Annotated in this window: 22 protein-coding genes and 1 pseudogene; 10 read left to right on the top strand and 13 right to left on the bottom strand. The window is 67.6% G+C overall.

Annotation, left to right across the window (positions count from 1 at the left end; genetic code table 11):
• The first annotated feature begins 179 nt into the window (after positions 1-179).
• The 4 genes and pseudogenes from MQE23_RS27745 (at position 180) to MQE23_RS27730 (ending at position 6,063) form a co-directional block, all read left to right on the top strand.
• Positions 180-3,326, top strand: coding sequence for a DEAD/DEAH box helicase (locus MQE23_RS27745; protein ID WP_243380563.1), 3,147 nt, complete (start codon positions 180-182; stop codon positions 3,324-3,326).
• A gap of 41 nt (positions 3,327-3,367) precedes the next feature.
• A complete protein-coding gene (locus MQE23_RS27740; RefSeq protein ID WP_243380562.1) occupies positions 3,368-4,351 on the top strand; it encodes a hypothetical protein in 984 nt (327 codons plus the stop codon).
• Positions 4,352-4,381: 30 nt separating this feature from the next.
• Entirely contained in the window at positions 4,382-5,350 is a 969-nt protein-coding gene (locus tag MQE23_RS27735; protein WP_243380561.1) for a hypothetical protein, read from the top strand.
• A 50-nt stretch (positions 5,351-5,400) separates the two neighbouring features.
• Positions 5,401-6,063: pseudogene (locus tag MQE23_RS27730) on the top strand (HAD family hydrolase).
• An 89-nt stretch (positions 6,064-6,152) separates the two neighbouring features.
• Here MQE23_RS27730 and MQE23_RS27725 read toward each other — a convergent pair.
• On the bottom strand, positions 6,153-6,800 hold the full coding sequence (locus tag MQE23_RS27725) for an ATP-binding protein (RefSeq protein WP_347710167.1): 648 nt from the start codon (positions 6,798-6,800) through the stop codon (positions 6,153-6,155).
• Positions 6,801-7,015: 215 nt separating this feature from the next.
• Here MQE23_RS27725 and MQE23_RS27720 point away from each other — a divergent pair, with 215 nt between their 5' ends.
• Positions 7,016-7,864: a helix-turn-helix transcriptional regulator gene (locus tag MQE23_RS27720; protein ID WP_243380559.1), complete on the top strand. Its 849-nt coding sequence runs from the start codon at positions 7,016-7,018 to the stop codon at positions 7,862-7,864.
• A complete protein-coding gene (locus MQE23_RS27715; protein ID WP_082319950.1) occupies positions 7,861-8,076 on the top strand; it encodes a DUF397 domain-containing protein in 216 nt (71 codons plus the stop codon). The genes MQE23_RS27720 and MQE23_RS27715 overlap by 4 nt, the downstream gene beginning before the upstream one ends.
• 240 nt (positions 8,077-8,316) lie before the next feature.
• On the opposite strand, the gene MQE23_RS27710 is transcribed toward MQE23_RS27715, so the two are convergent.
• From MQE23_RS27710 to MQE23_RS27685, 6 genes are all read right to left on the bottom strand, one after another.
• Positions 8,317-8,823: a DUF6624 domain-containing protein gene (locus tag MQE23_RS27710; protein ID WP_020274169.1), complete on the bottom strand. Its 507-nt coding sequence runs from the start codon at positions 8,821-8,823 to the stop codon at positions 8,317-8,319.
• 149 nt (positions 8,824-8,972) lie between these two features.
• Positions 8,973-9,359 (bottom strand): VOC family protein, encoded by a 387-nt coding sequence (locus MQE23_RS27705; protein ID WP_243380558.1) that lies wholly within the window; start codon positions 9,357-9,359, stop codon positions 8,973-8,975.
• A 76-nt stretch (positions 9,360-9,435) separates the two neighbouring features.
• On the bottom strand, positions 9,436-9,936 hold the full coding sequence (locus tag MQE23_RS27700) for a hypothetical protein (RefSeq protein WP_051185558.1): 501 nt from the start codon (positions 9,934-9,936) through the stop codon (positions 9,436-9,438).
• Between the two features lie 52 nt (positions 9,937-9,988).
• On the bottom strand, positions 9,989-10,786 hold the full coding sequence (locus tag MQE23_RS27695) for an alpha/beta hydrolase (protein WP_243382774.1): 798 nt from the start codon (positions 10,784-10,786) through the stop codon (positions 9,989-9,991).
• 107 nt (positions 10,787-10,893) lie between these two features.
• Positions 10,894-11,391: a DUF2267 domain-containing protein gene (locus MQE23_RS27690; protein WP_020274171.1), complete on the bottom strand. Its 498-nt coding sequence runs from the start codon at positions 11,389-11,391 to the stop codon at positions 10,894-10,896.
• 160 nt (positions 11,392-11,551) lie between these two features.
• Positions 11,552-11,974, bottom strand: coding sequence for an Hsp20/alpha crystallin family protein (locus tag MQE23_RS27685; RefSeq protein ID WP_243380557.1), 423 nt, complete (start codon positions 11,972-11,974; stop codon positions 11,552-11,554).
• A gap of 233 nt (positions 11,975-12,207) precedes the next feature.
• On the opposite strand from MQE23_RS27685, the gene MQE23_RS27680 reads away from it, so the two are divergent.
• Entirely contained in the window at positions 12,208-12,510 is a 303-nt protein-coding gene (locus MQE23_RS27680; RefSeq protein ID WP_020272524.1) for a hypothetical protein, read from the top strand.
• A 303-nt stretch (positions 12,511-12,813) separates the two neighbouring features.
• Entirely contained in the window at positions 12,814-14,265 is a 1,452-nt protein-coding gene (locus MQE23_RS27675; protein WP_243382772.1) for an alginate lyase family protein, read from the top strand.
• A 157-nt stretch (positions 14,266-14,422) separates the two neighbouring features.
• On the opposite strand, the gene MQE23_RS27670 is transcribed toward MQE23_RS27675, so the two are convergent.
• Both MQE23_RS27670 and MQE23_RS27665 read right to left on the bottom strand, forming a co-directional pair.
• Complete coding sequence (locus tag MQE23_RS27670; protein WP_243380556.1) at positions 14,423-15,907, bottom strand: MFS transporter; 1,485 nt, start codon at positions 15,905-15,907, stop codon at positions 14,423-14,425.
• A 98-nt stretch (positions 15,908-16,005) separates the two neighbouring features.
• Positions 16,006-17,376, bottom strand: a complete 1,371-nt coding sequence (locus tag MQE23_RS27665) for a DUF445 domain-containing protein (RefSeq protein WP_020272527.1) — start codon at positions 17,374-17,376, stop codon at positions 16,006-16,008.
• 165 nt (positions 17,377-17,541) lie between these two features.
• On the opposite strand from MQE23_RS27665, the gene MQE23_RS27660 reads away from it, so the two are divergent.
• Positions 17,542-18,876: an SGNH/GDSL hydrolase family protein gene (locus tag MQE23_RS27660; RefSeq protein ID WP_243380555.1), complete on the top strand. Its 1,335-nt coding sequence runs from the start codon at positions 17,542-17,544 to the stop codon at positions 18,874-18,876.
• A 167-nt stretch (positions 18,877-19,043) separates the two neighbouring features.
• On the opposite strand, the gene MQE23_RS27655 is transcribed toward MQE23_RS27660, so the two are convergent.
• Genes MQE23_RS27655 through MQE23_RS27640 form a run of 4 tightly spaced genes read right to left on the bottom strand, consistent with a single transcriptional unit; the run spans position 19,044 to position 22,394 of the window.
• On the bottom strand, positions 19,044-19,745 hold the full coding sequence (locus MQE23_RS27655; RefSeq protein ID WP_020272529.1) for a DUF1707 domain-containing protein: 702 nt from the start codon (positions 19,743-19,745) through the stop codon (positions 19,044-19,046).
• 33 nt (positions 19,746-19,778) lie between these two features.
• On the bottom strand, positions 19,779-20,774 hold the full coding sequence (locus MQE23_RS27650) for an ATP-binding cassette domain-containing protein (protein ID WP_243380554.1): 996 nt from the start codon (positions 20,772-20,774) through the stop codon (positions 19,779-19,781).
• Between the two features lie 5 nt (positions 20,775-20,779).
• On the bottom strand, positions 20,780-21,601 hold the full coding sequence (locus MQE23_RS27645; protein ID WP_020272531.1) for an ABC transporter permease: 822 nt from the start codon (positions 21,599-21,601) through the stop codon (positions 20,780-20,782).
• Positions 21,594-22,394, bottom strand: coding sequence for an ABC-2 family transporter protein (locus tag MQE23_RS27640; protein ID WP_037669075.1), 801 nt, complete (start codon positions 22,392-22,394; stop codon positions 21,594-21,596). Before MQE23_RS27640 ends, MQE23_RS27645 begins: the two co-directional genes overlap by 8 nt.
• A 427-nt stretch (positions 22,395-22,821) precedes the next feature.
• Here MQE23_RS27640 and MQE23_RS27635 point away from each other — a divergent pair, with 427 nt between their 5' ends.
• Entirely contained in the window at positions 22,822-25,230 is a 2,409-nt protein-coding gene (locus tag MQE23_RS27635) for a transglycosylase domain-containing protein (RefSeq protein ID WP_037669077.1), read from the top strand.
• Position 25,231: the final 1 nt, after the last annotated feature.

Genomic DNA, 25,231 nt, shown 5'->3' with positions numbered 1-25,231 from the left:
TGAAGCGCCCTTGAGGCGGGGCGCGGAGGTACGACACTGGCCAGAGAAGCGGGCGGCCCAACAGCACAGCTGGCCCCCTTTCGAGACAGCCCCTCTAGTGACAGTGATTGCTGTTAGAACAGATCCATATCGGCACGGGTGGTCGTGTACGAGAAGCACGAGGGATCAGGGGAGCAGTCGTGGCAGAGCACGGGGGCGCATCGAAGCCGATCGCGGGGGTCTACGAGAAGCTAATCACCCACGACCTGCACGGCGAGTTGGAGCGATTCACGGCCGCAGGCTGGAAGGCAATCGACGCTGAAGTCACACCCGAGTCCGCCCCGCACGTGCTGGCACGCTACATCGGTGAAGCCGTCAATCAGCGCCTGAGCGAGCTTCCGCCCGAAGACCGCGTGACGGTCGCGAACCGGATCCTCTCGGCCCTTGCCGCCAGTGCACCCAACCCGAGCGAAGCTGAACGCCCAAACAGAATCGTCGAGGGTCCTCGGCAGCTCCTGGCACTCGCTCAGCAAGAGGCACCAGGCGTCTACGCCCTTCGCCCTCTGACTCCCTTGTCCGAGACATCGCTCATCACAAACTCCCCCGATGACCTCAGTCTCGGCACCGAGTTGAGGGCAGAGCTCGCTACGGCAGACCGCATCGACCTGCTCTGCGCGTTCGTGAAGTGGTACGGCATTCGCGTCCTGGAAGACTCGTTGCGTGCCGCGAAGGAGCGAGGCGTGCCGATCCGTGTCATTACGACCACCTACATCGGCGCCACTGACCGCCACGCACTCGACCGCCTCGTCCGTGACTTCGGCGCTACCGTCAAGGTCAACTACGAGATTCGATCCACTCGACTGCACGCCAAAGCTTGGCTTTTCCGACGAGACACAGGCTTTGACACCGCATACGTCGGCAGCTCGAACCTCTCAAAAGCTGCGCTCCTCGACGGCTTGGAGTGGAACGTCCGTCTCTCCTCCATCGCCACACCGGCAGTACTCAACAAGTTCGAGGCGACCTTCGACGCGTACTGGAACGACTCCGCGTTCGAGACGTACGACCCCGATCATCACGCCGACCGCCTCGATCAAGCCCTGACCCAAGCGAGCGGCACCACCTCTACCACTGACTTGAAAATCAACCTGTCCGGGCTGGAGGTACGCCCCTTCCCCTACCAGCAGGACATGCTGGAACGCCTACGAGTAGAGCGCGAGCTCCGCGGACGCAACCGCAACCTGCTGGTCGCCGCCACCGGTACAGGCAAGACCGTCATGGCCGCCCTGGACTACCGAAGCCTCTCCAAGAGCTTCAATAACCACCGCCCAAAGCTGCTGTTCGTCGCCCACCGCAAGGAGATCCTCAAGCAGTCTCTGCGTACCTACCGAGAGGTGCTGGACGACGCCTCATTCGGCGAGTTGCTCTACAGCGGTGAGGACCCGCAAGCCTGGGACCACGTCTTTGCGAGCGTCCAGTCACTGAACATCCAGCGGCTTGAAGAGCTGGCTCCCGACCACTTCGACATCATCGTCATCGACGAGTTCCATCACGCCACGGCCGGCACCTATCGCCGCGTCATCGACCACTTCAAGCCCAAGGAACTGCTCGGCCTGACCGCGACGCCCGAACGGATGGACGGGCTCAACGTGCAGGATGAGTTCTTCGAGGGCCGCATCGCCGCCGAGATGCGACTCTGGGAGGCCCTTGAAAATGACCTGCTATGCCCCTTCCACTACTTCGGTATCCCTGATGGCACAGACCTGACGAACCTCACCTGGCAGAGGGGTACCTACGCGGACCAGGAGCTCGGGAACCTCTACACGGGCAACGAGGCACGTGCCCGCATCGTCGTTAAGCAGATCCGAGACAAGGTCTCCCAGCCGGGAGCCATGCGTGCGCTGGGCTTCTGCGTGGACAAGAAGCACGCACGCTTCATGGCCGACTTCTTCCAAAAGGCCGGCTTTCAAGCAACCGCACTCACCAGCGACTCGCCTGCCGCAGTACGAGCACAAGCACTCGCCGACCTGCGAGCGGGGAAGTTGCAAGTCATCTTCTCTGTGGACCTGTTCAACGAGGGCCTCGACATTCCCGATGTCGACACACTCCTGCTCCTGCGCCCCACCAACAGCGCTACGGTCTTCCTCCAGCAACTGGGACGTGGACTACGGCGTACTGAGACGAAACCCGTGCTCACGGTCCTCGACTTCATCGGACAGCATCGGGCGGAGTTCCGCTTCGAAGAGCAGTTCCGAGCTCTGACGAACCTCTCCAGGAACCGGCTCGTCGACCACATCGAGCACGACTTTCCGCTCCTGCCCTCCGGGTGCCAGATCATCCTGGAGGGCAAGGCCAAGGACCTGGTGCTGGGCAACATCCGGACCCAGTTGAGCGCTACCGTCAAGACGCTGGTCAACGAAGTCAAGGCCTATGACACGCCGCAGCTAGCGGACTACCTGCGGGAGAGCCGCAGGGAGATCAAAGAGCTGTACAAGAGCGACAACTCCTGGACGTCTGTCCTTCGCCGAGCCGGTCTGATAAAAGCGGCTGCTCCGGCTGGCGAGTCGGCGCTCCTCAAGCGCGTCCATGCCTTCCTGCACGTCGATGACCCTGATCGCGCGAACGCGTACATCCGCCTCCTCGCCGACGACGTACCCGCCTACGAGGAACTGGACCCCACGGACCAGGCGTACGCCCGGATGCTCTTCTTCAATCTGTGGGACAACGCGGGCGGTTTCACCAGCTTCCAGCAAGGCCTCGACGCACTCCGCGATCAACCAAACGTCCGCGATGAGCTCCGCCAGGTCCTTTCCTACGTCATGGAGCAGGCGGACCACTTCCCGATCCCCCTATCGGGCACCCACGACCAGGTCCCGCTACAGGTCCACTGCTCCTATAACCGTTCTGAGATCCTGGCGGCTCTCGGGGTAGCACGCTTCGGCGGCCAGATGCCCAGGTCCTTCGCACAGGGCGTCCAGTGGGTCGAGGACCTCCAGACAGACGCCCTCCTGATCACCTTGGAGAAGAACGAGAAGGACTTCTCCCCCACTGTCCGATACAAGGACTACGCCCTGAGCCCGACCCTCTTCCATTGGGAGTCGCAGAACTCCACGGCCGAAAGCTCCCCAACAGGACTGCGCTACCAGCACCACGCCCAGCGGGGCAGCCATGTCCTGCTCTTCATGCGCCGGTACAAGAACACCGACATCGGTAAGTCTCAGCCCTGGATGCTTCTCGGGCCCGCCATCTACGAAGGCCACACGGGCAGCAAGCCGATGGCGATCACATGGCGCCTGGAGCATGAGCTGCCAGCCGATGTCTGGTCGTACGCAGCCATCAACGCAAGCTAGTGCCCACGTTCGATGTCAGAGTGGTCAGCTAACGTCAGAGCATGGACTTAGCTTCGATCAAGCCCGGGCTGATGACCACGCGCGCTGCGATGCAGGAACTGTTCGGCGGAGGAACGCAGGGAGGGATCATCCCCTCCAATACCACCCCAAACATCCTCATCTACGTAGATCACGACAGCGGCAAGAAGTACGGCTATGAGGACGGCTGGCTAGAGGAAGAGGACGAGCGCGGGCCGGTGTTCGAGTACACCGGCCAGGGCACTCGTGGAGAGCAAACGTTTCTGGGGCTGAACGGTTCCCGCAACGCTGCCGTCCTGTGCCACGCGGACACGGGAAGGTCCCTGCGTGTCTTCATGGCAGCTGGCAAGGTGCCTGGCTCAAAATCTGCCGCCAAGCGCCAGCGATACGTGGGCGAGTTCGAATTGGACTCGCAGCAGCCGTATACCGTGCGCGAGGCGAACGACGAGGAGGGGAAGCGGCGTCGCATCATCGTCTTCCGCCTCCGCCCTAGGGGAGACTTTGAGCGCCTCACCCAGGATGTCATCTCTCGCGCGCAAGAAACCGACACCCAAATGGTTTCCGCCACGGTAGTCACATGCAAAATGGTGGAACCGAAGAGGAAACGAGTCTCAGAGAGCAGGCGGGCTGCTCAGCCGAGCCTCATCGCCGACCTGCGCCAATCTGCGTTGCGGGATCAGTACCTCGAGGATCTCACCAAGCGTGAGCATAAGGTCTTCGCGTACCAAATCAAGATTTCAGGTACGACCAAGACGCTCAAGACCGATTTATACGACGCCACCACGCATGAACTGCATGCAATAAGGGGCGCCAGTAGTCGCGATGAACTGCACATAGCCATAGGTCAACTGAAGGACTTCGTACGGCACATTAAGCCGCGCGACCCCAAGCTGACCGTACTGCTTCCGGAGAAGCCACAGGGTGACTTGCTGGATCTTCTCCATACAGAGGGAATCGACCTCGTCTACCAAGATACGCATGGCTACACGAGATGTTCAGCCAAGTAGGAGCACCCGGCACGCATCCTTGGAGCACCCATGGCAGAGTCAGATGAGCATGTCTTCCTGTCAAAAACAGCCCTCCATGTCATGGAGAGCGCCTCGAAATCCACACTATTTGGCTACACAGAGGGCCAACGGAAGCGCTTTGACTTCTCCTGCGACCTAAAGAAGGACTGGTCAAAGGTGATTTCAGGGCAAACCCTCTGGGGGCATGGTGGAGACGGAATCGACAAGGATCTCAGAACTCTCCTCCATGAGGAGGACATCGCGGCGGCTGTATACATTGCTCGCCACGAAAGTCGCAATCGTTCTCGCCTCGCCGAGGTTACCCAGGACTACCTCCGGACCATGCCCGAAAGCTTGTCCCGCCTGCGGGTATTCTGGGTGCCGGCGGACTTCGATGCGGACGACGAAAGGTCCCGCAAAACCGTCCACAACCTCTTAAAAGAGGAGATCACCAAGGACCTTCTCCTCCAAGTAGCCTTAGGAGGCCTTACCTCCGCTGATGTGACCCGCTTCGCGTCCTCAAGGCGCCCCGGCGTTCCGCTCGAGATCTTGTCGCACGTCAAGAAGCAAGGCTATCGAAACCATCGACACACAGCCAAGGCACTGGACGTCAATCTAAACGCTCTCCAATTCGAAACGGAACGGCTCTTCATCATAGGATTCTTAAAGAGCGATAGTCCGCAAGGGGGCCTATACAGCGTGACGGACAGTGGAAATGCAATGCTCGATATCTGTTCACGCCTACGCGACTACCTCCACGGCAGCCTCGGCAACGGAAACAAGAATGAGGATTTCGAGCACATATGCAAACTGCTAGGCATCGACTACCCGTCGATATCCAGCACGGACCCCCTATTGGTCGGTGATGACCACCGCAACATAGAGGACCACACAGCGCTGCTCCTACAGCACGTGGCTCAAGCGGAGGCAGACGGCTCCGTCGAGTGGCCCGAGCCCTACTTCAACCTTCCCTCGGCCTCCGAAATCTCGACCGCGTAGCGAGCCTGAGCCCAGCCGAGCCGTTGTTGGCCCTTGGATAGTCTCCTCACATGATTCGCGCAGTGGTCTTCGACGTCGGTGAGTGCCTCGTGGACGAGAGCCGGGAGTACGGCACTTGGGCCGACTGGCTGGGTGTGCCGCGGCATACCTTCCACGCAATGTTCGGGGCCGTGATCGCCCAAGGCCGCGACTACCGGGAGACGTTCCAGGAGTTCCGGCCCGGCTTCGAACTCTACGAAGAGCGGGAGAAGCGGGCCGCTGCCGGACAGCCGGAGAGCTTTGGGGAAGAGGATCTGTACGAGGACGTCCGACCTGCTCTCCGGCAGCTCCGGGCCGAGGGGCTGTAGCTCGGTATCGCCGGCAACCAGACCGTACGCGCCGGAGGGATCTTGCGGGCGCTATTCTCCGACGACGTCGACTTGATCGGTACATCCGACGACTGGGGCGCCAGCAAGCCCGACCCCGAGTTCTTCAAGCGGGTGGCCGACGCCGTGCCCTTTGAGGTCGGCGAGATCCTTTACGTCGGTGACCGGTGCGACAACGACATCAGGCCTGCGGGGCAAGCGGGTATGCACACAGCGCTTGTGCATCGCGGGCCCTGGGCCACCATTCAGTGGAACAGCGCCGAGGCCTTGGAACTGCCGACCTTCCGTGTCGAAGGGCTACTTGAACTGAGCGGCCTAGTGGGCGAGTTCAACGCCTCAGCGCGCTGAGTGTCGTAGACCAGTTGCGCCACAATTTTATGTGCACGCCTTGCCGGCCGGCATCTGTACGTACGCTGCGATCTCAGCCTGGTGACGCCTCATGCCCCTTCACATAGGGCAGCGCACTCGGCCTCGAATCGCATCTGCGCGCGGTCGAGCATGTCGTCCGCGTCGCAGCCGTGGGCCTGGAGCCAGTGAAGGAAGTCGGTGATCGCCGCGATCACCGTCTCCTCCGCCACGGCCGAGGTCAACCTGCCCACACCTGTTCTGCACGACAACGGCGTAGCAGCGGCGTAGAGGCTGAGCAGGGCTTCGGCCCGCATCACGCTGGGAGCTTCCACGTGGCCGTTGGGTGCCGTGAGTTTTGTGGCCAGCTCGCACCACGTGACCTTCCGGTCCGGGCGTAGCAGAACACCCCAGCGATCGGCTACAGCGTCCACGAGCGCCATGCCCCTCCCCTCCAGGGATTCCGTGCTCGGGTCCCGGAGGACGGGCAGGGCCCGTGTGTCGGGATCATGCACCTCGATGCGCAGGTGCGTGCCCCGCACGGAGACAGCCAGCGTCGCGGGCGTGCCGTGTCCAACATGCGTGATGACGTTGGACACCAGCTCGCTGACGCAGAGTTGGGCCTCGTCGGTGATGTCCTGCAACCCCCACACGCCTAGGTGCAGTCGCATGATCCGGCGCAGGGCAGCCACCTCCACGGGTTCGGCCGTGAAGGCAAGCTCCCACGGCTTGCGCGACATGCACGCTTCCTGGCTCACGCGGACCCCTCTCGTCGCAGTCGACACCACACCGCAGCGCAGCGTCACGAACGATCACTTTGAGTTGTGCTGTCGACCACTGTGCTGGCAGCGCATCCCTTTGTGCAATGTGCACGGCGGGATTCCCACTTCCGTGTGATTGGCAAGCACACCCCTTGGCGCGAGACTGAACGCCCGCTACTGGAAAGAGGATTGAGATGGCCGGTTCACCCACGGCACGCCGTCGGCGCCTCTCGATCGAGCTGAAGAAGCTCCGAGAGAAGAGCACACTCACCTGCGCCCAGGTCGGTTCGGCCCTGGACTGGAGCGGCTCCAAGGTCAACCGGATGGAGACGGGCAGTGGGCGTATCCAGCCGTCGGACATCGATGCCCTGTGCCGCTTCTACGGCACGAGCGACGAACTGCGCGAATTCCTCAAGTCGCTGGCGAGGCAGGCAAAAGTGCGCGGTTGGTGGCAGGTCCACGGCGCCGGCGTGCCCGAGTGGTTCAACATCTACATCGGCCTCGAGCAGGATGCTTCGACCTTCCGCCAGTACCAGTGCGAGGTCGTACCCGGCCTCATGCAGACCGAGGTGTACGCGTCCGAGCTCCACAAGTCCGGCGCACATATGTCGGCCGAGGACATCACCAAGGCGGTGCAGGTGCGCATGGAACGCCAGGCCATGCTGAGGCGACCGGATGCTCCCGACGCCTGGTTCATCGTGAACGAGGGTGCCTTGCGCCACGTCATCGGGGACCACGCCCTTATGCGAGAGCAGATGGAACGCGTCCGGGAGACGGCCGATCTGCCGACCGTGACCGTGCAGGTCCTCCCCTTCGACGCAGGGACATATCCGGCCACCGGTTCGTTCACCATGCTGGGATTCCCGGCCCCCGAGGATCCGGATCTCGTGTATCGCGACGGCATCACCGATGCCATGTACTTGGAAGGCGAGCATCATGTCCGTGAGTACACGAGGGCGTTCGACGGTCTTCGAGCCGCGGCCTTGAGTCCTCAACGCTCGGCCCTGTTGATCGAGTCGATCCTGAAGGATTACGCAAGGTGACAATAGAAGCGTCCGGCGGAAGCGGCCGTCCGGTGTGGTTCACGTCGTCGTACAGCAACGGCGCCGGGGGCGAGTGCGTCGAGTGCGCGTTCACCGGCGGAGGTGCCCTCGTCCGCGACTCAAAGGTCGCGGACGCGCGGGTGATCGTGGTGGGAAGCGATGCTTGGCGCTCCTTCGTCCAGAACGTGAAGCGCGGCGGGGCGGCACTCTGAGGGGTGCCGCCCCGCTACCTCGCGTCGGTCGGCCAAGGAGCCGGCTGGTCCTCGGACCAAGCCGCGAACGTCACGTTGGCTGTGAGGTACTCACGGCCGCCCGGTTTTCCCGAGGTTGGCGGTTCCGGGGCGGCCCAGGGCTGGGGCGGCGGGAGCGGTTGGGGTTGGGTGCAGGGCCGTTGCCGGGTAGACGGTGAGTGGTGGTAGTTGTTGGGCTTCTCCGAGTGACCGTGGCTGGCGTCAGGTCAGGGAGAACTTGGCGACGTATTCATCGAACGGCTCGATGCCGACCTCCGCGCGGAGGTCGTCCATGCGCTCGGGTTCCTCGCAGGGCCACGGAACCGGTGCCCCGTCCTTCACGCCGGCGATCTGTGTGCCGTAGACCTGTTTGCGGCCCTCGTTGACCAGGGTGCGATCGCGGAGGAAGGCCAGTTCGCGGGGGCTGGCCGAGCCCGCCGATACCGCCTGCTGCATGAGGTGGAGGGCGCGGCGCTGGACATCGAGCTGTCGGTCGGCGTGCTGGGCGATCAGCCAGGCCGCGCGGGCGGCCTCCTCGCCGACCAGTTCTGCCGTCGGCCAGCCGTACTCGTCCATGATCTCGCTGAGCCGGTCACCGTGCCGTGCGGTCAGCCGGCGCCATGCCAGCTGTTCGGCAGGGTCATCGCTGTTCGCGTGGACCGAGGACAGGTGATCGGCCGCCGCCATGGCTGTGAGTTCCTCCGCCAGCGCGCCAACGTCGTGCGCCACTCTCAACTCCCGGTTCGGTGAGGGATGTTGTGTCTGTCCCCGCAAGCCTAGGGCGCATATCGGGCGTAAAGATCATTCTGGGGAACGGTGACAGGTGGCTCCGCGTGCCGCGATAATGGATCTACCCCCGGAGCCAGAGCGTCCTGACGTCAGTCCTCCACCGGATCCAGTTCTCCCCGTTCGAGGCAGAACTCGTTGCCCTCGGGGTCGGCCATGACGACCCAGCCTCTGCCGTTCGGGAGGGTGCGGTCCGTCAGGATGCGGGCGCCGAGGGTCACGGCGCGTTCGACCTCAGCGGAGCGGGTGCGCCCCGTGGGCTGGAGGTCGAAGTGGATGCGGTTCTTGGTCGCCTTGCCTTCCTCGACGCTGACGAAGAGCAGGCCGGGGGCGCCGTTCGGGAGCTCGATCAGTACCTCGGGATCGCCGGGCTTGTCCTCGTCGGAGATCGGGTGGCCGAGCAACTCGGACCAGAAACGAGCCAGTTCGTAGGGCTCTCCCGTGCAGTCGAAGGTGATGTGACGGATGGCGGGGTTCAACGGTCGTCTCCCTGGGGTGGGTTGATGTGCGGCGGTGCGCTCCGCAGGATGGGCGGGGAGACGGGGCCCTGTCGAACTATTTGCCGTCGTCGGGAAGGTTTCCGTTGCCGCCCAGGTTGGCGACGATCCGGCGCAGGACGTTGATCGTCACCACGAAGTCGGCGGGATCGATGCCCTCGTGGGTCTGCTCGTGGACCTGGAGGTTGCGTCCTCGGGCGCGGAGGCGGCCGGCCTCGCCCTCCTCGGTCAGGGCCATGCCGCCCGTCGCGTCCTCCGTGAGCCAGCCTCGGGCGATCAGGTCGTCGTAGACCTCGTCGAAGTCGGTGTTCAGGTCGTCGTAGGGGGTCAGGCGGTCGGTCAGGGTCGCGCGGGTCCATGAGCCGGGGGCGCCGGACGCATGGTTGAGGGTCCACCAGTGGGGCTGGGTGAGGTCCTCCACCGCCAGTTGGGCCCGGAGGGCTCCTACCACCAGGCGGTAGGCCTGGCCCGTCCATGCTCCGATCGGCTGGGCTGCCAGCTCGTCGTGGGTGTACTCCTCGAGGTCCTTCGTGTGCGTGCTCACGCGTTCCCCTCCCATGGTTGCCTGGACGCGATCAACGTAGGACCTCGACTTTGGTTGAGGTCAAGGGTCAGCTGTTGAAGGTCCTGATCGCCTCGTACAGGCGGTCCGGCTGGTCCAGGTGGACGTCGTGCGCCGCGTCGGGGATGCGGGTGTGGCGGGTGTGCGGGCGGCGGGTGAGCATCTCCGCCGGTTCGTCGTGGCGCATCGTGCCGTGTTCGCCCTGGATGAGGAGGGTGGGGCAGGTGATGCGGGACCACTCGGGCCAGTAGGCCGTGGTCGCCAGTTCGGCGATCGTTTCGATGATCGTGGTGCGGTCCCACCTCGGGTACCAGCCGTCTTCTCGTTTCTCCAGGCTCCTTGCCCACGCCTCGTGGCCAAGGAAGGCCTCCGCCTCGTCGAGGGACTTGAAGGGGGTCGGCCAGCTGTCCAGCCAGGTCGCGATCTGTGTGGGGAGGTCCGGGGACGGGCCGGCCGGGCCCGCTTCGACCAGGATCAGGGACTTCACCAGGTGGGGGTGGGCCGCGGCCAGGAGCAGGGCCGTGTGGCCGCCCAGGGACTGGCCCAGCAGGGTGACGGGGGCCAGGTCCAGTTCCTCGATCAGGGCTACGGCGTCCTGGACGTGGGCCGCGCGGGTCGTGGTCGCCGGGTTTCGGGTACTGGCGCCGTGGCCTCGGGCGTCGTACGTCACCACGCGGTGGCCGTCGGCCGACAGTTGCGCGGCGAGGGTGTCCCACTCGCCCTGGTGGCCTGCCAGGCCGTGCAGGAGGAGGAACGTGGCCGCGGGGTCCCCGGCGGCGGGGTGGTGGTCTGTGTGGGCGAGGTGCGTGCCGTCGGGGGTGGTGAGAATTGCGGTTGTGGACCTCATGCGGGTCAAGGGGCGGCTCCTGGCGGTGACTCCGGTGGGGGCCGACGGCCACCGCCCGGCTCGGCGGTGGCCGTCGTACGCGGTTCAGGAGCCTACGACGCCGGGCCCTACGACGCCGGGCTCAGGTCCGCTCGGCCGAACAGGAGGGCGTAGCCGGCGGGGAGTTGGGCCAGGATGCGGGTGATCAGGTCGTCGCCGACCAGGGGCGGCAGCACGCTCAGGACCGAGCTGACGTCCCAGCGGGCCGTGGCGGGGGTCGCTCCCTCGATACGGGCCGCGACGGAGTCGACGAACTCGGCGGCCGTCAGCCGGCGCGTGGCCGGGATCTGGGACGCTACGACCCTGGCGGCCTCCTCGGGCAGGGCGCGGGCGAGGTCGACCCGTTCGTCGCCGATCACGTGACCGCCGAGGGCGGACAGGACGATACGGGTGACCCGCTCCGCCTCCGGCCTGGTGGGGTACTGGCCCGATTCCCGCACCGCCTCGATCAGTCGGGTCCAGGCGTTGTCGTCGCCTCGGGCGTCGTGGTTGCGCGGCGGGGCGGGGATCAGGGTCTTCGGGGCCGTGAGAGCAGTCGTCACACTGGGCACCGTCGTCACGCTCATGTGTGGGTCTTCCTCCGGATCCGGTGCTGCGTCGCGCCGCCGGGGTGGGAGTCCGGCGGCGCGCAGTGGGTGTGTGTGTGGGGGGCGGGGGCTGTCCCGTGGGTGGGACGTCCTCGGGACAGCCCTCGTGGGTTTGCGTGGGTACGTGAGTGCCGTGCCGTCAGCCGCTCAGCTGCTTGGGCTTGTCGCCGCCCGTGATCTGGATGCGGCGCGGCTTGGCCTGCTCGGCCACCGGGATGCGCAGGGTCAGGACGCCGGCCTCGTACGAGGCGTCGATGCGCTCCGTGTCCAGCGTGTCGCCGAGGAAGAGCTGGCGGGTGAAGGTGCCCGTGGGCCGTTCGGCGACGAGCAGCTCCGCGTCCTCGGGGGCGGGGGACCTGCGTTCGGCTCGGACGTTCAGGACGTTGCGTTCGACGTCCAGCTCGATCGTCTCGGGGTCGATGCCGGGGAGGTCGAAGTGGACGAAGAACTCGTCCCCGGAGCGGTAGGCATCCATCGCCATCGCGGTCGGGCGCGTGGCGGGGCCGAAGACCTGCTGGGTGAGCCGGTCGAGTTCACGGAAGGGGTCCGTGCGCATGAGCATCACTGGTCACTCCTCTCTTCAGGCGCTGTCGGTGCGATGCCCTACGTTTCTTCGCCTTCTTATATAACTCGGAGCGGGAAACTTGACAAGCCTCGACTCATGTTGGTGGGCCTCGAGGGAGCGCGCCTTCGTGCGCCCCGGCGCGTGCGCCCCCGACCTGGGGCGTTAGCCTCGATGATCGCGAGCGGGGCAGGAGCAGCAGGCGCAGAGCAGAGCAGAAGCAGGAGGCAGGGATGGCGAAGGTTCCCAGTGCGGTGATCGCCGCGAGCGGTCTCGTGGGCGGGTACGGCGTGGCCCGCTGGACCAGGCAGCGGCCGCTCGGCGGGGCCGTGCTCGCCGTCGCCGGGGCCGCGGCCGCGCGGCAGTGGCGGCAGCAGGCCGGCGGGGTGGCCGCGGGGGCGCTGTCGGCCGCGTATGTCGCCGCCTTCGCCGGGTCTCATCCGCTGGCCAAGAAGGTGGGTGCCTGGCCTGCCGTGTTCGGGGTGGCGGGGGCCGTGGCCGTGGCGTCCTGGGTGGTCGCCGACCGGCGCGGCTGAGTTGAGCAGAGCGCACAGCGAAGAACCCCGGCCCTGAATCCCAGGGCCGGGGTTCTTGTCTGGAGCGCCGGGCAGGCCTTGCACCTGCATTTCCCCGCAGGAAGCGGGGCGTCTTTCCTTGGACCACCAACGCATCGTCCGTGTGACCGGAGTTCGGAGTTCCGGCGACTGGACGCAGATCAACTATAGCGCAGTTTTTGTTATCGCCTTCGCCGTCCGGCCGTCTCCTCACCGTCCCCCGCAGGAACGCGATTTACGACGTCGAGGTACGACAACGTGACACGACAGATCAGCCGCCGGAGCATGTTGAAGACCGTGGGCGCGGCAGCCGGAGCCGCCGGCATCGGTGTCGGGGCCGGTGTCGGTACGACCGCGCTCGCGAGCCCGGCCTCCGCCGCCGGCTCCGCCTTCGCCCACCCCGGGCTGTTGCACACCCGTACCGACCTGGACCGTATGGCGGCCAAGGTGAAGGCGGGCGCCAGACCCTATACGGCCGGGTTCGCCAAGCTCACGGCCAACCGGCACGCGCAGAGCGGCTGGCGGGCCGATCCGCAGGCCACCGTGTACCGGGGGGCGGGTTCGCCCCAGAACTACGCGGTCCTCTACAACGACATCCACGCCGCCTACCAGAACGCCCTGCGGTACCACGTCAGCGGTGAGACCGCGCATGCCGACACCGCGGTGGCGATCCTCAACGCCTGGTCGGGGAAGCTGACGTCGATCCAGGGCTCGGCGGACCGGTTCCTGGCCGCCGGGTTGTACGGCTATCAGTTCGCCAACGCCGCCGAACTCGTACGCGATCACGGTGACTTCGCGCTCGGGCGGGCGCAGGAGGTGATGCGGAACGTCTTTTATCCGCTCAGCGACAGTTTCCTGAGCGATCACAACGGTGCCGTCGTCACCAACTACTGGCCCAACTGGGACCTCACGGCCATCGCCTGTGTGCTCGCCACCGGCATCTTCTGCGACGACCGTGCCGTGGTCGACCGGGCCGTGGAGTACTTCAAGCACGGGGACGGCATGGGGTCCGTCAAGCACGCGATTCCCGTCGTGCACGAGGACGGGCTCGCCGAGTGGGTCGAGTCCGGGCGGGATCAGGGGCATTCACTGCTCGGGGTCGGGTTGATGGGCACGGTCTGCGAGATGGCCTGGAACCAGGGCATCGATCTCTACGGCTATGACGACAACCGCTTCCTCAAGGGGGCGCAGTACGTGGCGAAGTGGAGCCTGGGCGGGGATGTGCCGTACACGGCCAATACGCGGAAGAAGGGGGCGATCGGGGGGTGGTCGGGGAGTGAGACCGCGACGGAGGCGGCGGGTGTGGATCCGGCCATGACGCGTCCCGTCTGGGCGATGATCGCCAACCACTACACCAAGCGGCGGGGGTTGTCGGCGTCGTATGTGACGCGTGCGGCGGCCAAGGCCGCGCCTGAGGGTGGGGGTGGGGATTACGGGCCGAACAGTGGGGGTTACGACCAGCTGGGCTTCGGAACGTTGGCCTTCACGCGGGATAAGGCAACGGATCCAGCGGCGCCGGCGCCGGCCCCTGCTTCGTCTCCTGCGACGTCCGGTGCCCGGCCTCAGGCCGGTGCCACTCCGTCGGTCGTTGCCTCGCCCGCCTCGGAGAGGGACCTCGCCGCCACCGGTTCTGAGGAGGTCGTCGGGTGGGCCGCCGCTGCGGGAGTCACCGCCGTCGCGGGTGGGTTGCTTCTGCTGCGACGGCGAGATCATGTGCGGCGGGGTGGGGCCGAGTAGCGTCCGGCACCGTTGCGAGGGCGCTGGGCATGCGGGCCGGGCACGGGTCGGGTCGCTCGCCCGCGCTGGCGGGGTGCCGCTGCGCCCACCCTCCCCCAAGCTCTCGACTTCGCTCGAGCAGGGGCCCCCATCGCCCCAGCGGCACGACTGCCCGCAGCTAGGCCGGTGTCCGCGAATCGCCGGCCGCCTTGTCCGACGCCGTCAGCGGCTTGGCGATGTCCTCCAGGGAGCGGCGTTCCGCCCGTACCGCGAGGATCGCCGCTGCCAGGCCGGCCAGGCACATCAGGGTCGCGCCGATCTGGAAGGCGAGGACCGTGTCGCCGACCTTGCCCGTGCCGGTGAGGTCGGCGAAGAGGAGCGGGCCGCTGATGCCGCCGGCCGCGGTGCCGATGGCGTAGAAGAAGGCGATGGACATGGCGCGGGTCTCCATCGGGAAGACCTCGGAGACCGTCAGGTAGGCGCTGGACGCGCCCGCCGAGGCGAAGAACAGCACCGCGCACCAGCATGCGGTCAGCGTGCTCGCGCTGAGGGAGCCCTGGTCGAAGAGCCAGGCCGTGCCGAAGAGGAGCAGGCCGGACAGCAGGTACGTGCCGGAGATCATCACGCGGCGGCCGACCGTGTCGAAGAGCTTGCCCAGCAGCAGCGGGCCGCAGAAGTTGCCGAGTGCGATGACCGCGAAGTAGTAGCCGGTGCTGCCGCTCGGGACGTCGAAGAACGTCGTGAGGATCGCTCCGAAGCCGAAGGTGATGGCGTTGTAGAGGAAGGCCTGGCCGATGAAGAGGGAGAAGCCGAGGATCGCGCGGCGGCGGTAGTCGGAGAAGACCGTGCGGCCGATTTCGAGGAAGGAGACGCTGCGGCGCTGGTGGATGGTGATCTCGCCCTGCGCGCGCGGCAGCGGCTCGCCGTGCTCCTGCTCGATCTTCCGTTCGATCGAGGAGACGATGCGTTCCGCTTCGTCGTCGCGGCCGTGGATCAGCAGCCAGCGGGGGCTCTCCGGGACGTGCCGGCGGACCAGGAGGATCACCAGGGCGAGGACCGCGCCGAGTGCGAAGGTGAGGCGCCAGCCGACGTTCGCCGCGAAGATGTCCGTGTCCAGGGCGACGATCGAGAGGAGGGAGCCGAAGACCGCGCCCAGCCAGAAGCTGCCGTTGATCATCAGGTCGACCCGGCCGCGGTACTCCTTGGGGATCAGCTCGTCGATCGCGGAGTTGATGGCCGCGTACTCGCCGCCGATGCCGAAGCCGGTGAGGAAGCGGAAGAGGAAGAACCACCAGGTGTCGAAGGCGATCGCGGTCAGGGCGGTGGCGCCGAGGTAGACCGCCAGCGTGATCATGAAGAGTTTTTTACGGCCCCACTTGTCGGTCAGCCGCCCCCAGAAGAGCGCGCCGGAGCAGGCTCCCGCCACGTACAGGGCGGCCGCCATGCCGGTGACCTCGCCGGAGGTGATGGGCAGGCCGCTGCCGGGTTCCGACAGGCGGCTGGCGATGTTGCCCACGACGGTGACTTCGAGGCCGTCGAGGATCCACACGGTGCCGAGGCCGATGACGATCGTCCAGTGCCAGCGCGACCACGGGAGGCGGTCGAGGCGGGCGGGGATGTCGGTGGTCACGGTTCGGCCGGTTGCGGCCTGCGCGGTGGTCATGGGCTCCCTCCTCATCGAGAAGAACCCGGTTCGAGTGCCCTGAGCGGATTCGCTTACGCCCTGACACCTTTGGCCACCGGTACGTCACGTCCCCTCGTTCACGCCCCCAGCGCGTGCGACACCGTGTAGATCAGCAGGCCGGCGAGGGAACCGACCACCGTGCCGTTGATCCGGATGAACTGCAGGTCGCGGCCGATGTTCGCCTCGATCTTCTTGGTGGTGTGCTCGGCGTCCCAGCTCGCCACCGTGTCCGTGATCAGGGAGGTGATCTCCTTGCGGTAGGTGGTGACGACGTAGACGGCCGCGTCCTCCACCCACTTGTCGACCTTGTCCTGCACCTTGCGCTCGGCCGCCATCCGGGAGCCCAGCGACAGCAGGGACGCCCGTACGCGCAGCCGCAGTTCGCTGCGCTCGTCCTCCGCCGCCGCGACGATCATGGACCGTACGGCCGTCCAGGCGCTGGCGATGAGGTCCTGGACCTCGCCGCGGCCCAGCACTTCGCCCTTGAGGCGCTCGATGCGGGCGCGAGTGTCGGTGTCGGACTGGAGGTCGGAGGCGAAGTCGGTGAGGAAGCGGTCGAGGGCGCCGCGCGCGGGGTGGGCGGGCATGTCGCGCATCTCGGTGGCGAAGCGCAGGAGTTCCTTGTAGACGCGCTCGCCGACCTTGCGGTCGACGAACCTCGGCGTCCAGCCGGGGGCGCCGCCCTCCACGGCGTCCATCACCTCGTCGCGGTGCAGCACCAGCCAGTCGTGCGCGCGGGTGACGACGAGGTCGACGACCCGCTTGTGGCCTCCGTCGGCGACGATCTTCTCCAGCATCTTGCCGATGCCGGGCCCGATCTCCTGGGCGTTGGCCCGGCGGGTGATCGCCTCGCCGACGACGGCCTGGACGTCGGAGTCGCGCAGCACGGTCAGGGCGCCGCGCAGGGCGGTGGAGAGCTCTGCCGTGACCCGGTCGGCGTGCTCGGGGACGGCGAGCCAGGCGCCGAGGCGGCTGCCGATGCCGACGGCGCGCAGCCGTTGCCGTACGACGTCCTCGGAGAGGAAGTTCTCACCGACGAACTCGCCGAGGGTGACGCCGAGCTGGTCCTTCTTGGTGGGGATGATCGCGGTGTGCGGGATGGGGATGCCGAGGGGGTGGCGGAAGAGGGCGGTGACGGCGAACCAGTCGGCGAGCGCGCCGACCATGCCGGCCTCGGAGGCCGCGGCGACATAGGCCGCCCAGGGGCCCGCGCCGGAGTTCTGGGCCCACTTGGCGAGGACGTAGACCACGGCCACGAACAGCAGGAGCCCGGTGGCGGTGAGTTTCATGCGGCGTACGCCGCGCTGCTTCTCCTCGTCCGCGGGGCTGAAGGTGGCCATCGCACGGTTCGTGGGGACGCCGGGACGGGCATGCTGCCCTCCGACGCTGCCCATTTCTTCTGCTTTCGTCCGTTCCATCCGCTCCACCCGCTCGGTGATCCCGCACACATTGTCCCTTCCTGACCGACTCCTGGAACGGATCAGGAGTTCCCGGCGTCTGTCGGGAGGGGGTAGTGACACGGGGTCCGTGTGAGCTTCCCCCGGCCCATGACGCATCATGGGCATATCAGATCGGAGCCTTGGGCTCCCATCGCCCGAGGAGAACTACACAGCATGACCCGGGGTCGTGGTTACGCCCTATTGGCCTTCGTTGTCGCAGCGATCGTGGCCCTTTCCACCGCCATATACGTCGGGGTGGCGTCCGACAGAGGTACGCCGGCGCGGAACGCTCTCGCCGACGACCGCCTCCCGAACAACTCCGCCGCACCCGCCTCCACCGGCACCTGGGTCGGCACCTGGTCCACCTCCCCGGCCGCGGCCGAGCCGGGCACGGAGACGACCGGCATGGCGGACCGTTCCGTACGCAACGTCGTCCACACCACCGTCGGCGGTACGAGTGCCCGCGTGACGCTGTCCAATCTCTACGGCCAGTCGCCGCTGAGCATCACGCGTGCCTCGATCGCCGTCGCCGCCGGCAGCGGCACGGCCGCCGCGCTCCCGGACACGCTGCGGCAGCTGACCTTCAACGGCGGGCCGACGGTCGTCATCCCGCCCGGCCGGCAGGTGATGAGCGACGCCGTGCGCGTCGTCATCCCGCACGACGCGGACGTCCTGATCACCACGTACACGCCGACCAGCTCCGGCCCGGTGACATACCACCCGCACGCCCGGCAGATCTCCTACGTCGCCCGGGGCGACCACGCGGCCGACACGACGGGCGCGCCGTACACCGAGCAGAGCATGTACTGGCGTTACCTGACGGCGCTGGACGTGCTGAGCAACGAGTCCGACGGGACGGTCGTCGTCCTCGGCGACTCGCTCACCGACGGGATCACCTCCACGGCGGGCGCCAACAACAGGTGGACCGACGTCCTGTCCGACAGGCTACGCGCGGAGATCGCCGCCGGGCGGGACCTGCCCCGCTACAGCGTCGTCAACCAGGGCATCAGCGGGAACCGGGTCCTCACGGACGGACTGGGCCGGCCGGCGGACAACCCCAGCGGGCTGAACCGCTTCCAGCGGGACGTGCTGGAGCGGACGAACGTCAAGGTCGTCGTCATCGACCTCGGGGTCAACGACATCCTGCGCAACCCGCGGCTCGCGGATCCGAACGCGATTCTCGGCGGGCTGCGCACGATGGTCGGGCAGGCGCATGCGCGAGGGCTGAAGGTCGTGGGGGCGACGCTGATGCCGTTCGGTGGGCACCGGGGGTACTCGGAGGCGCGGGAAGCCGTGCGGCAGCAGATCAATGCGGAGATCCGTGCGGGGCGGGTGTTCGACGCGGTGGTCGACTTCGACGAGGCGCTGCGTGATCCTTATGACCCGCGGCGGCTGCGGGCCGACTACGACTCCGGTGATCATCTGCATCCCAGTGACAAGGGGTATGCGCGGATGGCGGAGGCGTTCGATCTGGAGAGTCTGAAGGGGTCGGCGCCGGCGGAGCTGTAGAGCGGCCTGTTTTTCGGCACTGGCGTCGGTGCCGGGGCGGGGGTGGGTCCGCGGCCCGGCGGTGCGGGGTGCCTCCCCCAAGCTCTCGGCTTCGCTCGAGCAGGGGGGACCCCCATCGCCCACCCGTGCCGTCCCAGCGGCACGACTGCCCGCAGGCAGCAGGCACCTCAGTCCAGCTGGCGGCGGCCCGACCGGCCGTCCAGTCGCTCCTGGCGGCGTTGCTCGCGGAGGCGTTGTTTCTCTGCCCGGGTCAGCTTTCGCTGGACTCCGACGCCGCCCCAGAAGGCGAAGCCGGTGATGATGACGCGCGGGGCGCCGGGCGTGCCGGGGACGCCCTCCTCCTGGTGGTCGAAGCCGCCCATGATGCCGATGCCGCGGACGACGACCTCGACGCCGGGCGGGACGATGACGTCCACCCCGCCCATGATCGCGATCGCGTTGATCTCGACCTCGCGGTCCGCGAAGTTCGCCTCGCGCAGGTCGATCTCCCCGCCGCCGCACAGGGCGAGACAGGTGAACCGCCGGGGCATCGTCCAGCGCCCCTTGCGCTGGAAGCCGGACATCACGGCCACGGCCCACGACGAGGAACCCTCACCGCCGACGATCCGCCCGGACCAGTCCGAGCCGTCCGGGCCGGGGGCGGGCTCCTTGGTCAGTGACACGGAGGGCGCCGTGACGCCCGCGGCCGGCAGGTCCCGGGTGATCGGCGCCAGTTCGCCGTACGTCCGCGCCTGATACGTCGCGTCCAGCCGCTCCTCGAACTCCGCCATGTCGAGACGGCCCTCCGCGAGGGCGTCCCGCAGGATCTCGGCGACCCGTTCACGGTCGGCGTCGGAGGCGCGGAGGTCCGGGACTGAGTCGTCGGTCATATACAGCAGATTACGAGTTCACCCCGCCGGGGGCTACGAGATCGCCCGCTCGGCCTGTTCCGCGTACATCTTCGCGATCACCGCCTCGATGTCCGGCTCCCGCACCGACAGGTCCACCAGCGGGTACTCCGCCGCGATCCGCGCGACGAGCGGTGCCGCCGACTCCGACGCCGGGAACGCCAGCCACTGCCGCGGACCGTCCACCCGGACGACCCGGGCGGGTGCCGGGGCGTCGATCGGCGGCAGTTCCCGCTCCAGGTCCACCACCAGGGTCCGCTCGCTCTCCCCCGCCTCGTGCAGCCCGGCGAGCGGGCCGTCGTACATCAGGCGCCCGTGGTCGATGACCATCACCCGCTTGCACAACTGCTCGATGTCCTGCAGGTCGTGCGTGGTCAGCAGCACCGTCGTGCCGCGCTCGGCGTTCAACTCCCGCAGGAACTCCCGCACCTTGGACTTGGACACGACGTCGAGGCCGATGGTCGGTTCGTCGAGGTAGAGCACCTCCGGGTCGTGCAGCAGGGCCGCCGCGATGTCGCCGCGCATCCGCTGCCCGAGCGAGAGCTGCCGTACCGGCACGTCCAGCAGGTCGCCCAGGTCGAGGAGTTCGACCAGACGGCCGAGGTTCTCGCGGTAGCGGGCGTCGGGGATCCGGTACATGCGGTGCATCAGCCGGTAGGAGTCGACCAGCGGCAGGTCCCACCACAGCGTCGTACGCTGCCCGAACACCACGCCGATGCGGTGCGCGAGCCGGGTGCGTTCGCGGGAGGGGTCGATGCCGGCGACCCGGAGCCGGCCGGCGCTCGGTGTGAGGATGCCGGTCAGCATCTTGATCGTGGTCGACTTGCCGGCGCCGTTCGGGCCGATGTAGCCGACCATCTCGCCGCGTTCCACGCGGAAGGAGATCGAGTCGACGGCCCGGACCTGCCGCCGCTCCCGTTTCATGAAGCCGGTCTTCTTGCGTACGTCGAAGACCTTCTCGACGCCGTCGAGTTCGATGAACCCGCTGTCCACACCGTCCGCGCTGTCCAACGCCGTCAACTCCCTGTACTCCGGTACGAACGAAGCCCCACCCGCCACGCCATCCCCGCCAGCACACAGCAGGCCACCGCCACCAGCGGCGACACGAAGGCCGCCCACCCGGGCAGCTCGATCGGGTACGGCCGGTCCAGCACGTAGGCGGCGGGCACCCAGTTGACGAAGGCGAGCGGCAGCATGAAGGTCACGCCGCGCACCAGGTCCTTCCCGAACACGCTCGGCGGGTACTGCAGCAGCGTGGTCCCGCCGTACGTGAACGCGTTCTGCACCTCGGCGGCGTCCTGGGCGAAGATCTGGAAGGCCGCGCCCGCCACGAACACCGCCGAGAAGATCGCCGCGCCGCTGACCACCATCACCGGCACCAGCAGCGCCTTCGGCACGCTCCAGTCGACGTCGACCGAGACCAGCGCCCAGCCCAGAACCACCGCGCCCTGGGTGATCCGCCCCAGACGGCGCAGCGCGAAGCGGTCGGCGCCCACCTGGGCGAGCACCGGCGCGGGACGCACGAGCAGGATGTCGAACGAGCCGTCGCGCATCCGGGCGCCGAGGACGTCCATCGAGCCGAGCACCAGGTCGGCGATCCCGAACGCGGTCACCGACAGCCCGTACAGGAAGGCGATCTCGGGCAGTGACCAGCCGCCCAGCGAGTCGACCTGCGAGAACATCAGCAGGATTCCCACGAAGTCCAGGCCGGTCACCAACAGGTTGCCGAACACCGTGACGATGAAGGAGGTGCGGTAGGTCATGCTGGAGCGCACCCACATCCCGGCGATCAGCCGGTAGGCGCGCAGGCCCTCCAGCAGGGCGCTCCGCTCACCCACCCTGCACCACCACCCGGCGCGTCGCGGCCGACTGCAGCAGCCGCCCCGCCGCGAGCAGCGCCACCGCCCACGCCGCCTGGAAGGCGAACGCCCCGAGCGGGTCGGTCTCCCCCATCAGCACATCCGCCGGCATCTGGATCTGCGCCGCCCACGGCAGCACCCGCACGATGTCACCGAACACGCCCGGGAAGGCGTTCAGCGGCAGCACCATGCCGGAGAAGAAGATCCCCGTGATCATCAGCACCTGGTTGACGCCCATGCCGTCCATGAGCCAGAACACGCTCAGGGCCACCAGGTAGCGGAGCGCGAAGCTGACGACCGTCGCCAGCAGGAGCGTGACCACGAAGGCCGCCCAGGGGGTGACCGACGTCGGCAGCGCCATGGGGAAGAAGACCGCGCCGAACGCGAACGGGACGACGCCCCGCCCCAGCATCTGGAACAGCGCCCGCCCCACGTCGCCCGCCAGCCACCACAGCTGGAGATCGGCCGGCCGGTACAGGTCGACGGCGATCTCACCGGTGCGGATGCGCTCCATCAGGTCCTTCTCGGCGCCGCCGCCCTGGATGGCGAGGGTCGCGTAGAGGCACTGCCCGAGCCACACGTAGGTCACGGCCTGCGCCTGGTCGTACCCCCCGAGATGCGGCTTCTCATCCCACAGCGCCAGGTACGTGTAGACGAGGATGACGCCGAAGACCGTGTTGGTGAACACCCCGGCCACGGTGGCCGCCCGATACGTCGCATACCGCCTGAAGGCCCCCGCAGCGACGGCCAGGTACAACCGTCCCGAGCCCACATCCACAGCCCTCCTCGCCGCCGGGCACCGAAGCGCAGGAGCCTAGTGGAGCGGCGATCACGCGTGCCACGGGTTTTCGAGGAGGGGCTCGGGCGCCGCGGGGCGAGTGCGCACCGGCCCAGACGGTACGATCCGTTGCGTCCGCGTGGGCCGAGGCGCCCGTGGCCAGGGCGAGCAGTCGCATCGTCGTCGTGTCCCCCTTCAGGCGAATGTCGCGCACGCGAGATCGCGATCCGAGCAGGCGCGCAGGACGGCTCACTGCACCCTGCGTTCGGCCGGGCGTTCGCCCGCGCGCCACCCGCCTCACGACACGGCCCTCGGTCAGGGAACTGATCGCCGGGTGGGACAGTCTTCATCACAGGGGCGCAAGAGCGAGCAGAGACGTACGGGAACGACGTACGACGCGAAACAGGAGTCCGTGCACGACATGAGTGACGAGCCGCAGCCGCAGCAGCCGACACCGGGCTGGGCACCGAGAGAGCCGCAGGCGGACGGCGACCCGGCCGCGCCGGAGGCCCGGCCGGCCGGGAAACCGAAGCGCACCGGCTGGCGCCGGATGATCCCGACCTGGCGCATGACGCTGGGCGGCTTCATCATCGTCGCCCTGCTGCTGGTCGGCGGCTTCTTCCTCGGCTACTCGCTGGTGCAGATCCCCCCGGCCAACGCGCTCGCCACCAAGCAGGCCAACGTCTACCTCTACGCGGACGGTTCGGTGATCGCCCGCGACGGCGAGGTCAACCGGGAGAACGTCACCCTCCCGCAGATCTCCAAGGACGCCCAGCACGCGATCCTGGCGGCCGAGGACCGCGACTTCTACACCGAGTCCGCCATCGACCCCAAGGCCATGCTCCGCGCGGCCTGGAACACGGCCCTCGGCAAGGGCAAGCAGTCCGGCTCCACGATCACGCAGCAGTACGTGAAGAACTACTACCTGCGCCAGGAGCAGACCGTCACGCGCAAGGCCAAGGAGTTCTTCATCGCGATCAAGCTGGACCGCGAGGTGAGCAAGGACCACATCCTCGAGGGCTACCTCAACACCAGCTACTTCGGCCGCAACGCCTACGGCATCCAGGCCGCCGCCCAGGCCTACTACGGCATGGACGCCACGGACCTCGACCCGGCCCGCGCCGCCTACCTCGCCGCGCTCGTCAACGCGCCCAGCCAGTACGACGTCGTCGCCCACCCCGAGAACCGCAAGGCCGCCGAGTCCCGCTGGAACTACGTCCTGGACGGCATGGTCAAGAAGGGCTGGCTCAGCGAGTCCAAGCGGGCGGGCATGAAGTTCCCGGTGCCGAAGGAGTCCACGCTGTCCACCGGAATGTCCGGGCAGCGCGGCTACATCGTGCGGACCGTCAAGGACTACCTCACCCAGAACAAGATCATCGACGAGAGCAAGCTCGACGCCGGCGGCTACCGCATCACCACGACGCTCCAGAAGCCCAGGCAGGACGCGTTCGTGAAGGCCGTCAACGACAAGCTGATGGACAAGCTGGACAAGAAGAACAACAAGGTCGACCGCTACGTCCGCGCGGGCGGCGCCTCGGTCGATCCCAAGACCGGCGAGGTCGTGGCGATGTACAACGGCATCGACTACGTCAAGCAGTACACCCCGAACGCCACCCGCAGGGACTTCCAGGTCGGCTCCACCTTCAAGCCGTTCGTGTTCACCGCGGCCGTCGAGAACCACTCGGAGACCCAGGACGGCCGGATGATCACCCCGAACACGATCTACGACGGCACCAACAAGCGCCCCGTCCAGGGCTGGACCGGCGACCCGTACGCCCCGGAGAACGAGGACCAGCGCTCCTACGGCGACATCACGGTCACCGAGGCCACCGACAGCTCCGTGAACTCGGTGTACGCGCAGATGGCGGCCGACGTGGGCCCCTCGAAGGTCAAGCAGACCGCGATCGACCTCGGCATCCCCGAGGCCACCCCCGACCTCGCCGACGGCCCCGCCATCGCGCTCGGCACGGCCACCGCCAGCGTCCTCGACATGGCGGAGGCGTACGCCACGCTCGCCAACCACGGCCGGCACGGCACGTACACGATGGTCAAGAAGGTCACCAAGGAGGGCTCGCCGATCGAGCTGCCGGAGCGGCGCACCCGGCAGGCGGTGAGCCGCGAGGCCGCCGACACCACCACCTCGATGCTGCAGAGCGTCGTCCAGAACGGCACGGCCTCCGCCGCGCAGGGCTTGGGCCGCCCCGTCGCCGGCAAGACCGGCACCGCCGAGGAGGACACGGCGGCCTGGTTCGCGGGCTACACCCCCGATCTCGCGACGGTCGTCTCCGTCATGGGCCAGGACCCGGTCACCGCCGCCCACAAGTCGCTGTACAACGCGATGGGCCTGCCCCGCATCAACGGCGGCGGGGCGCCCACGGAGATCTGGACCCAGTTCACCCAGGACGCCCTCAAGGGCAAGCCCGTCAAGGAATTCGACCTCAGGCTCCAGCCCGGCGCCGACGTCTCGCAGGCCCCCGGCACCGAGCCCCCGGCCGATCCGACCACGGGCGGCACCACCGACGGCGGCAGCACGTCCACCGGCGGCCAGGAGACCGGCACCGAGACGCCCGGCCAGTCCCCGAGCGCGCCCGAGGGGCAGACCGAGGGCCAGACCGACGGCGGCACCACCGACGGCGGCACGGGCGGCGAGTCCCCGACCGGCGGCGGCACCGCGGACGGCGGGACCGGCGACGGCGGCACGGCCACCGACGGCGGCACGACCGACGGCGGTACGACGGAGGGCGGCGGCGACGAGACCGACGGCGGCGCGACGGGCGGGCCGACGGGCCCCGGCTGGGGCGTGGTCCCGCAGGGCGCCCGCCGCGAATAGA

The organism is Streptomyces sp. HP-A2021, from assembly GCF_022807935.1.
Classification (GTDB): Bacteria; Actinomycetota; Actinomycetes; order Streptomycetales; family Streptomycetaceae; genus Streptomyces; species Streptomyces afghaniensis.
This window is presented reverse-complemented; position numbering and strand designations above follow the sequence as displayed.

Excerpts from the sequence above, each read along its gene's own strand:
- MQE23_RS27740 (WP_243380562.1), top strand. The coding sequence starts at position 3,368 with ATGGACTTAGCTTCGATCAAGCCCGGGCTGATGACCACGCGCGCTGCG.
- MQE23_RS27735 (WP_243380561.1), top strand. The coding sequence starts at position 4,382 with ATGGCAGAGTCAGATGAGCATGTCTTCCTGTCAAAAACAGCCCTCCAT.
- MQE23_RS27725 (WP_347710167.1), bottom strand. The coding sequence starts at position 6,800 with ATGTCGCGCAAGCCGTGGGAGCTTGCCTTCACGGCCGAACCCGTGGAG.
- MQE23_RS27720 (WP_243380559.1), top strand. The coding sequence starts at position 7,016 with ATGGCCGGTTCACCCACGGCACGCCGTCGGCGCCTCTCGATCGAGCTG.
- MQE23_RS27700 (WP_051185558.1), bottom strand. The coding sequence starts at position 9,936 with ATGGGAGGGGAACGCGTGAGCACGCACACGAAGGACCTCGAGGAGTAC.
- MQE23_RS27695 (WP_243382774.1), bottom strand. The coding sequence starts at position 10,786 with ATGAGGTCCACAACCGCAATTCTCACCACCCCCGACGGCACGCACCTC.
- MQE23_RS27690 (WP_020274171.1), bottom strand. The coding sequence starts at position 11,391 with ATGAGCGTGACGACGGTGCCCAGTGTGACGACTGCTCTCACGGCCCCG.
- MQE23_RS27685 (WP_243380557.1), bottom strand. The coding sequence starts at position 11,974 with ATGCTCATGCGCACGGACCCCTTCCGTGAACTCGACCGGCTCACCCAG.
- MQE23_RS27680 (WP_020272524.1), top strand. The coding sequence starts at position 12,208 with ATGGCGAAGGTTCCCAGTGCGGTGATCGCCGCGAGCGGTCTCGTGGGC.
- MQE23_RS27675 (WP_243382772.1), top strand. The coding sequence starts at position 12,814 with ATGTTGAAGACCGTGGGCGCGGCAGCCGGAGCCGCCGGCATCGGTGTC.
- MQE23_RS27670 (WP_243380556.1), bottom strand. The coding sequence starts at position 15,907 with ATGACCACCGCGCAGGCCGCAACCGGCCGAACCGTGACCACCGACATC.
- MQE23_RS27660 (WP_243380555.1), top strand. The coding sequence starts at position 17,542 with ATGACCCGGGGTCGTGGTTACGCCCTATTGGCCTTCGTTGTCGCAGCG.
- MQE23_RS27655 (WP_020272529.1), bottom strand. The coding sequence starts at position 19,745 with ATGACCGACGACTCAGTCCCGGACCTCCGCGCCTCCGACGCCGACCGT.
- MQE23_RS27635 (WP_037669077.1), top strand. The coding sequence starts at position 22,822 with ATGAGTGACGAGCCGCAGCCGCAGCAGCCGACACCGGGCTGGGCACCG.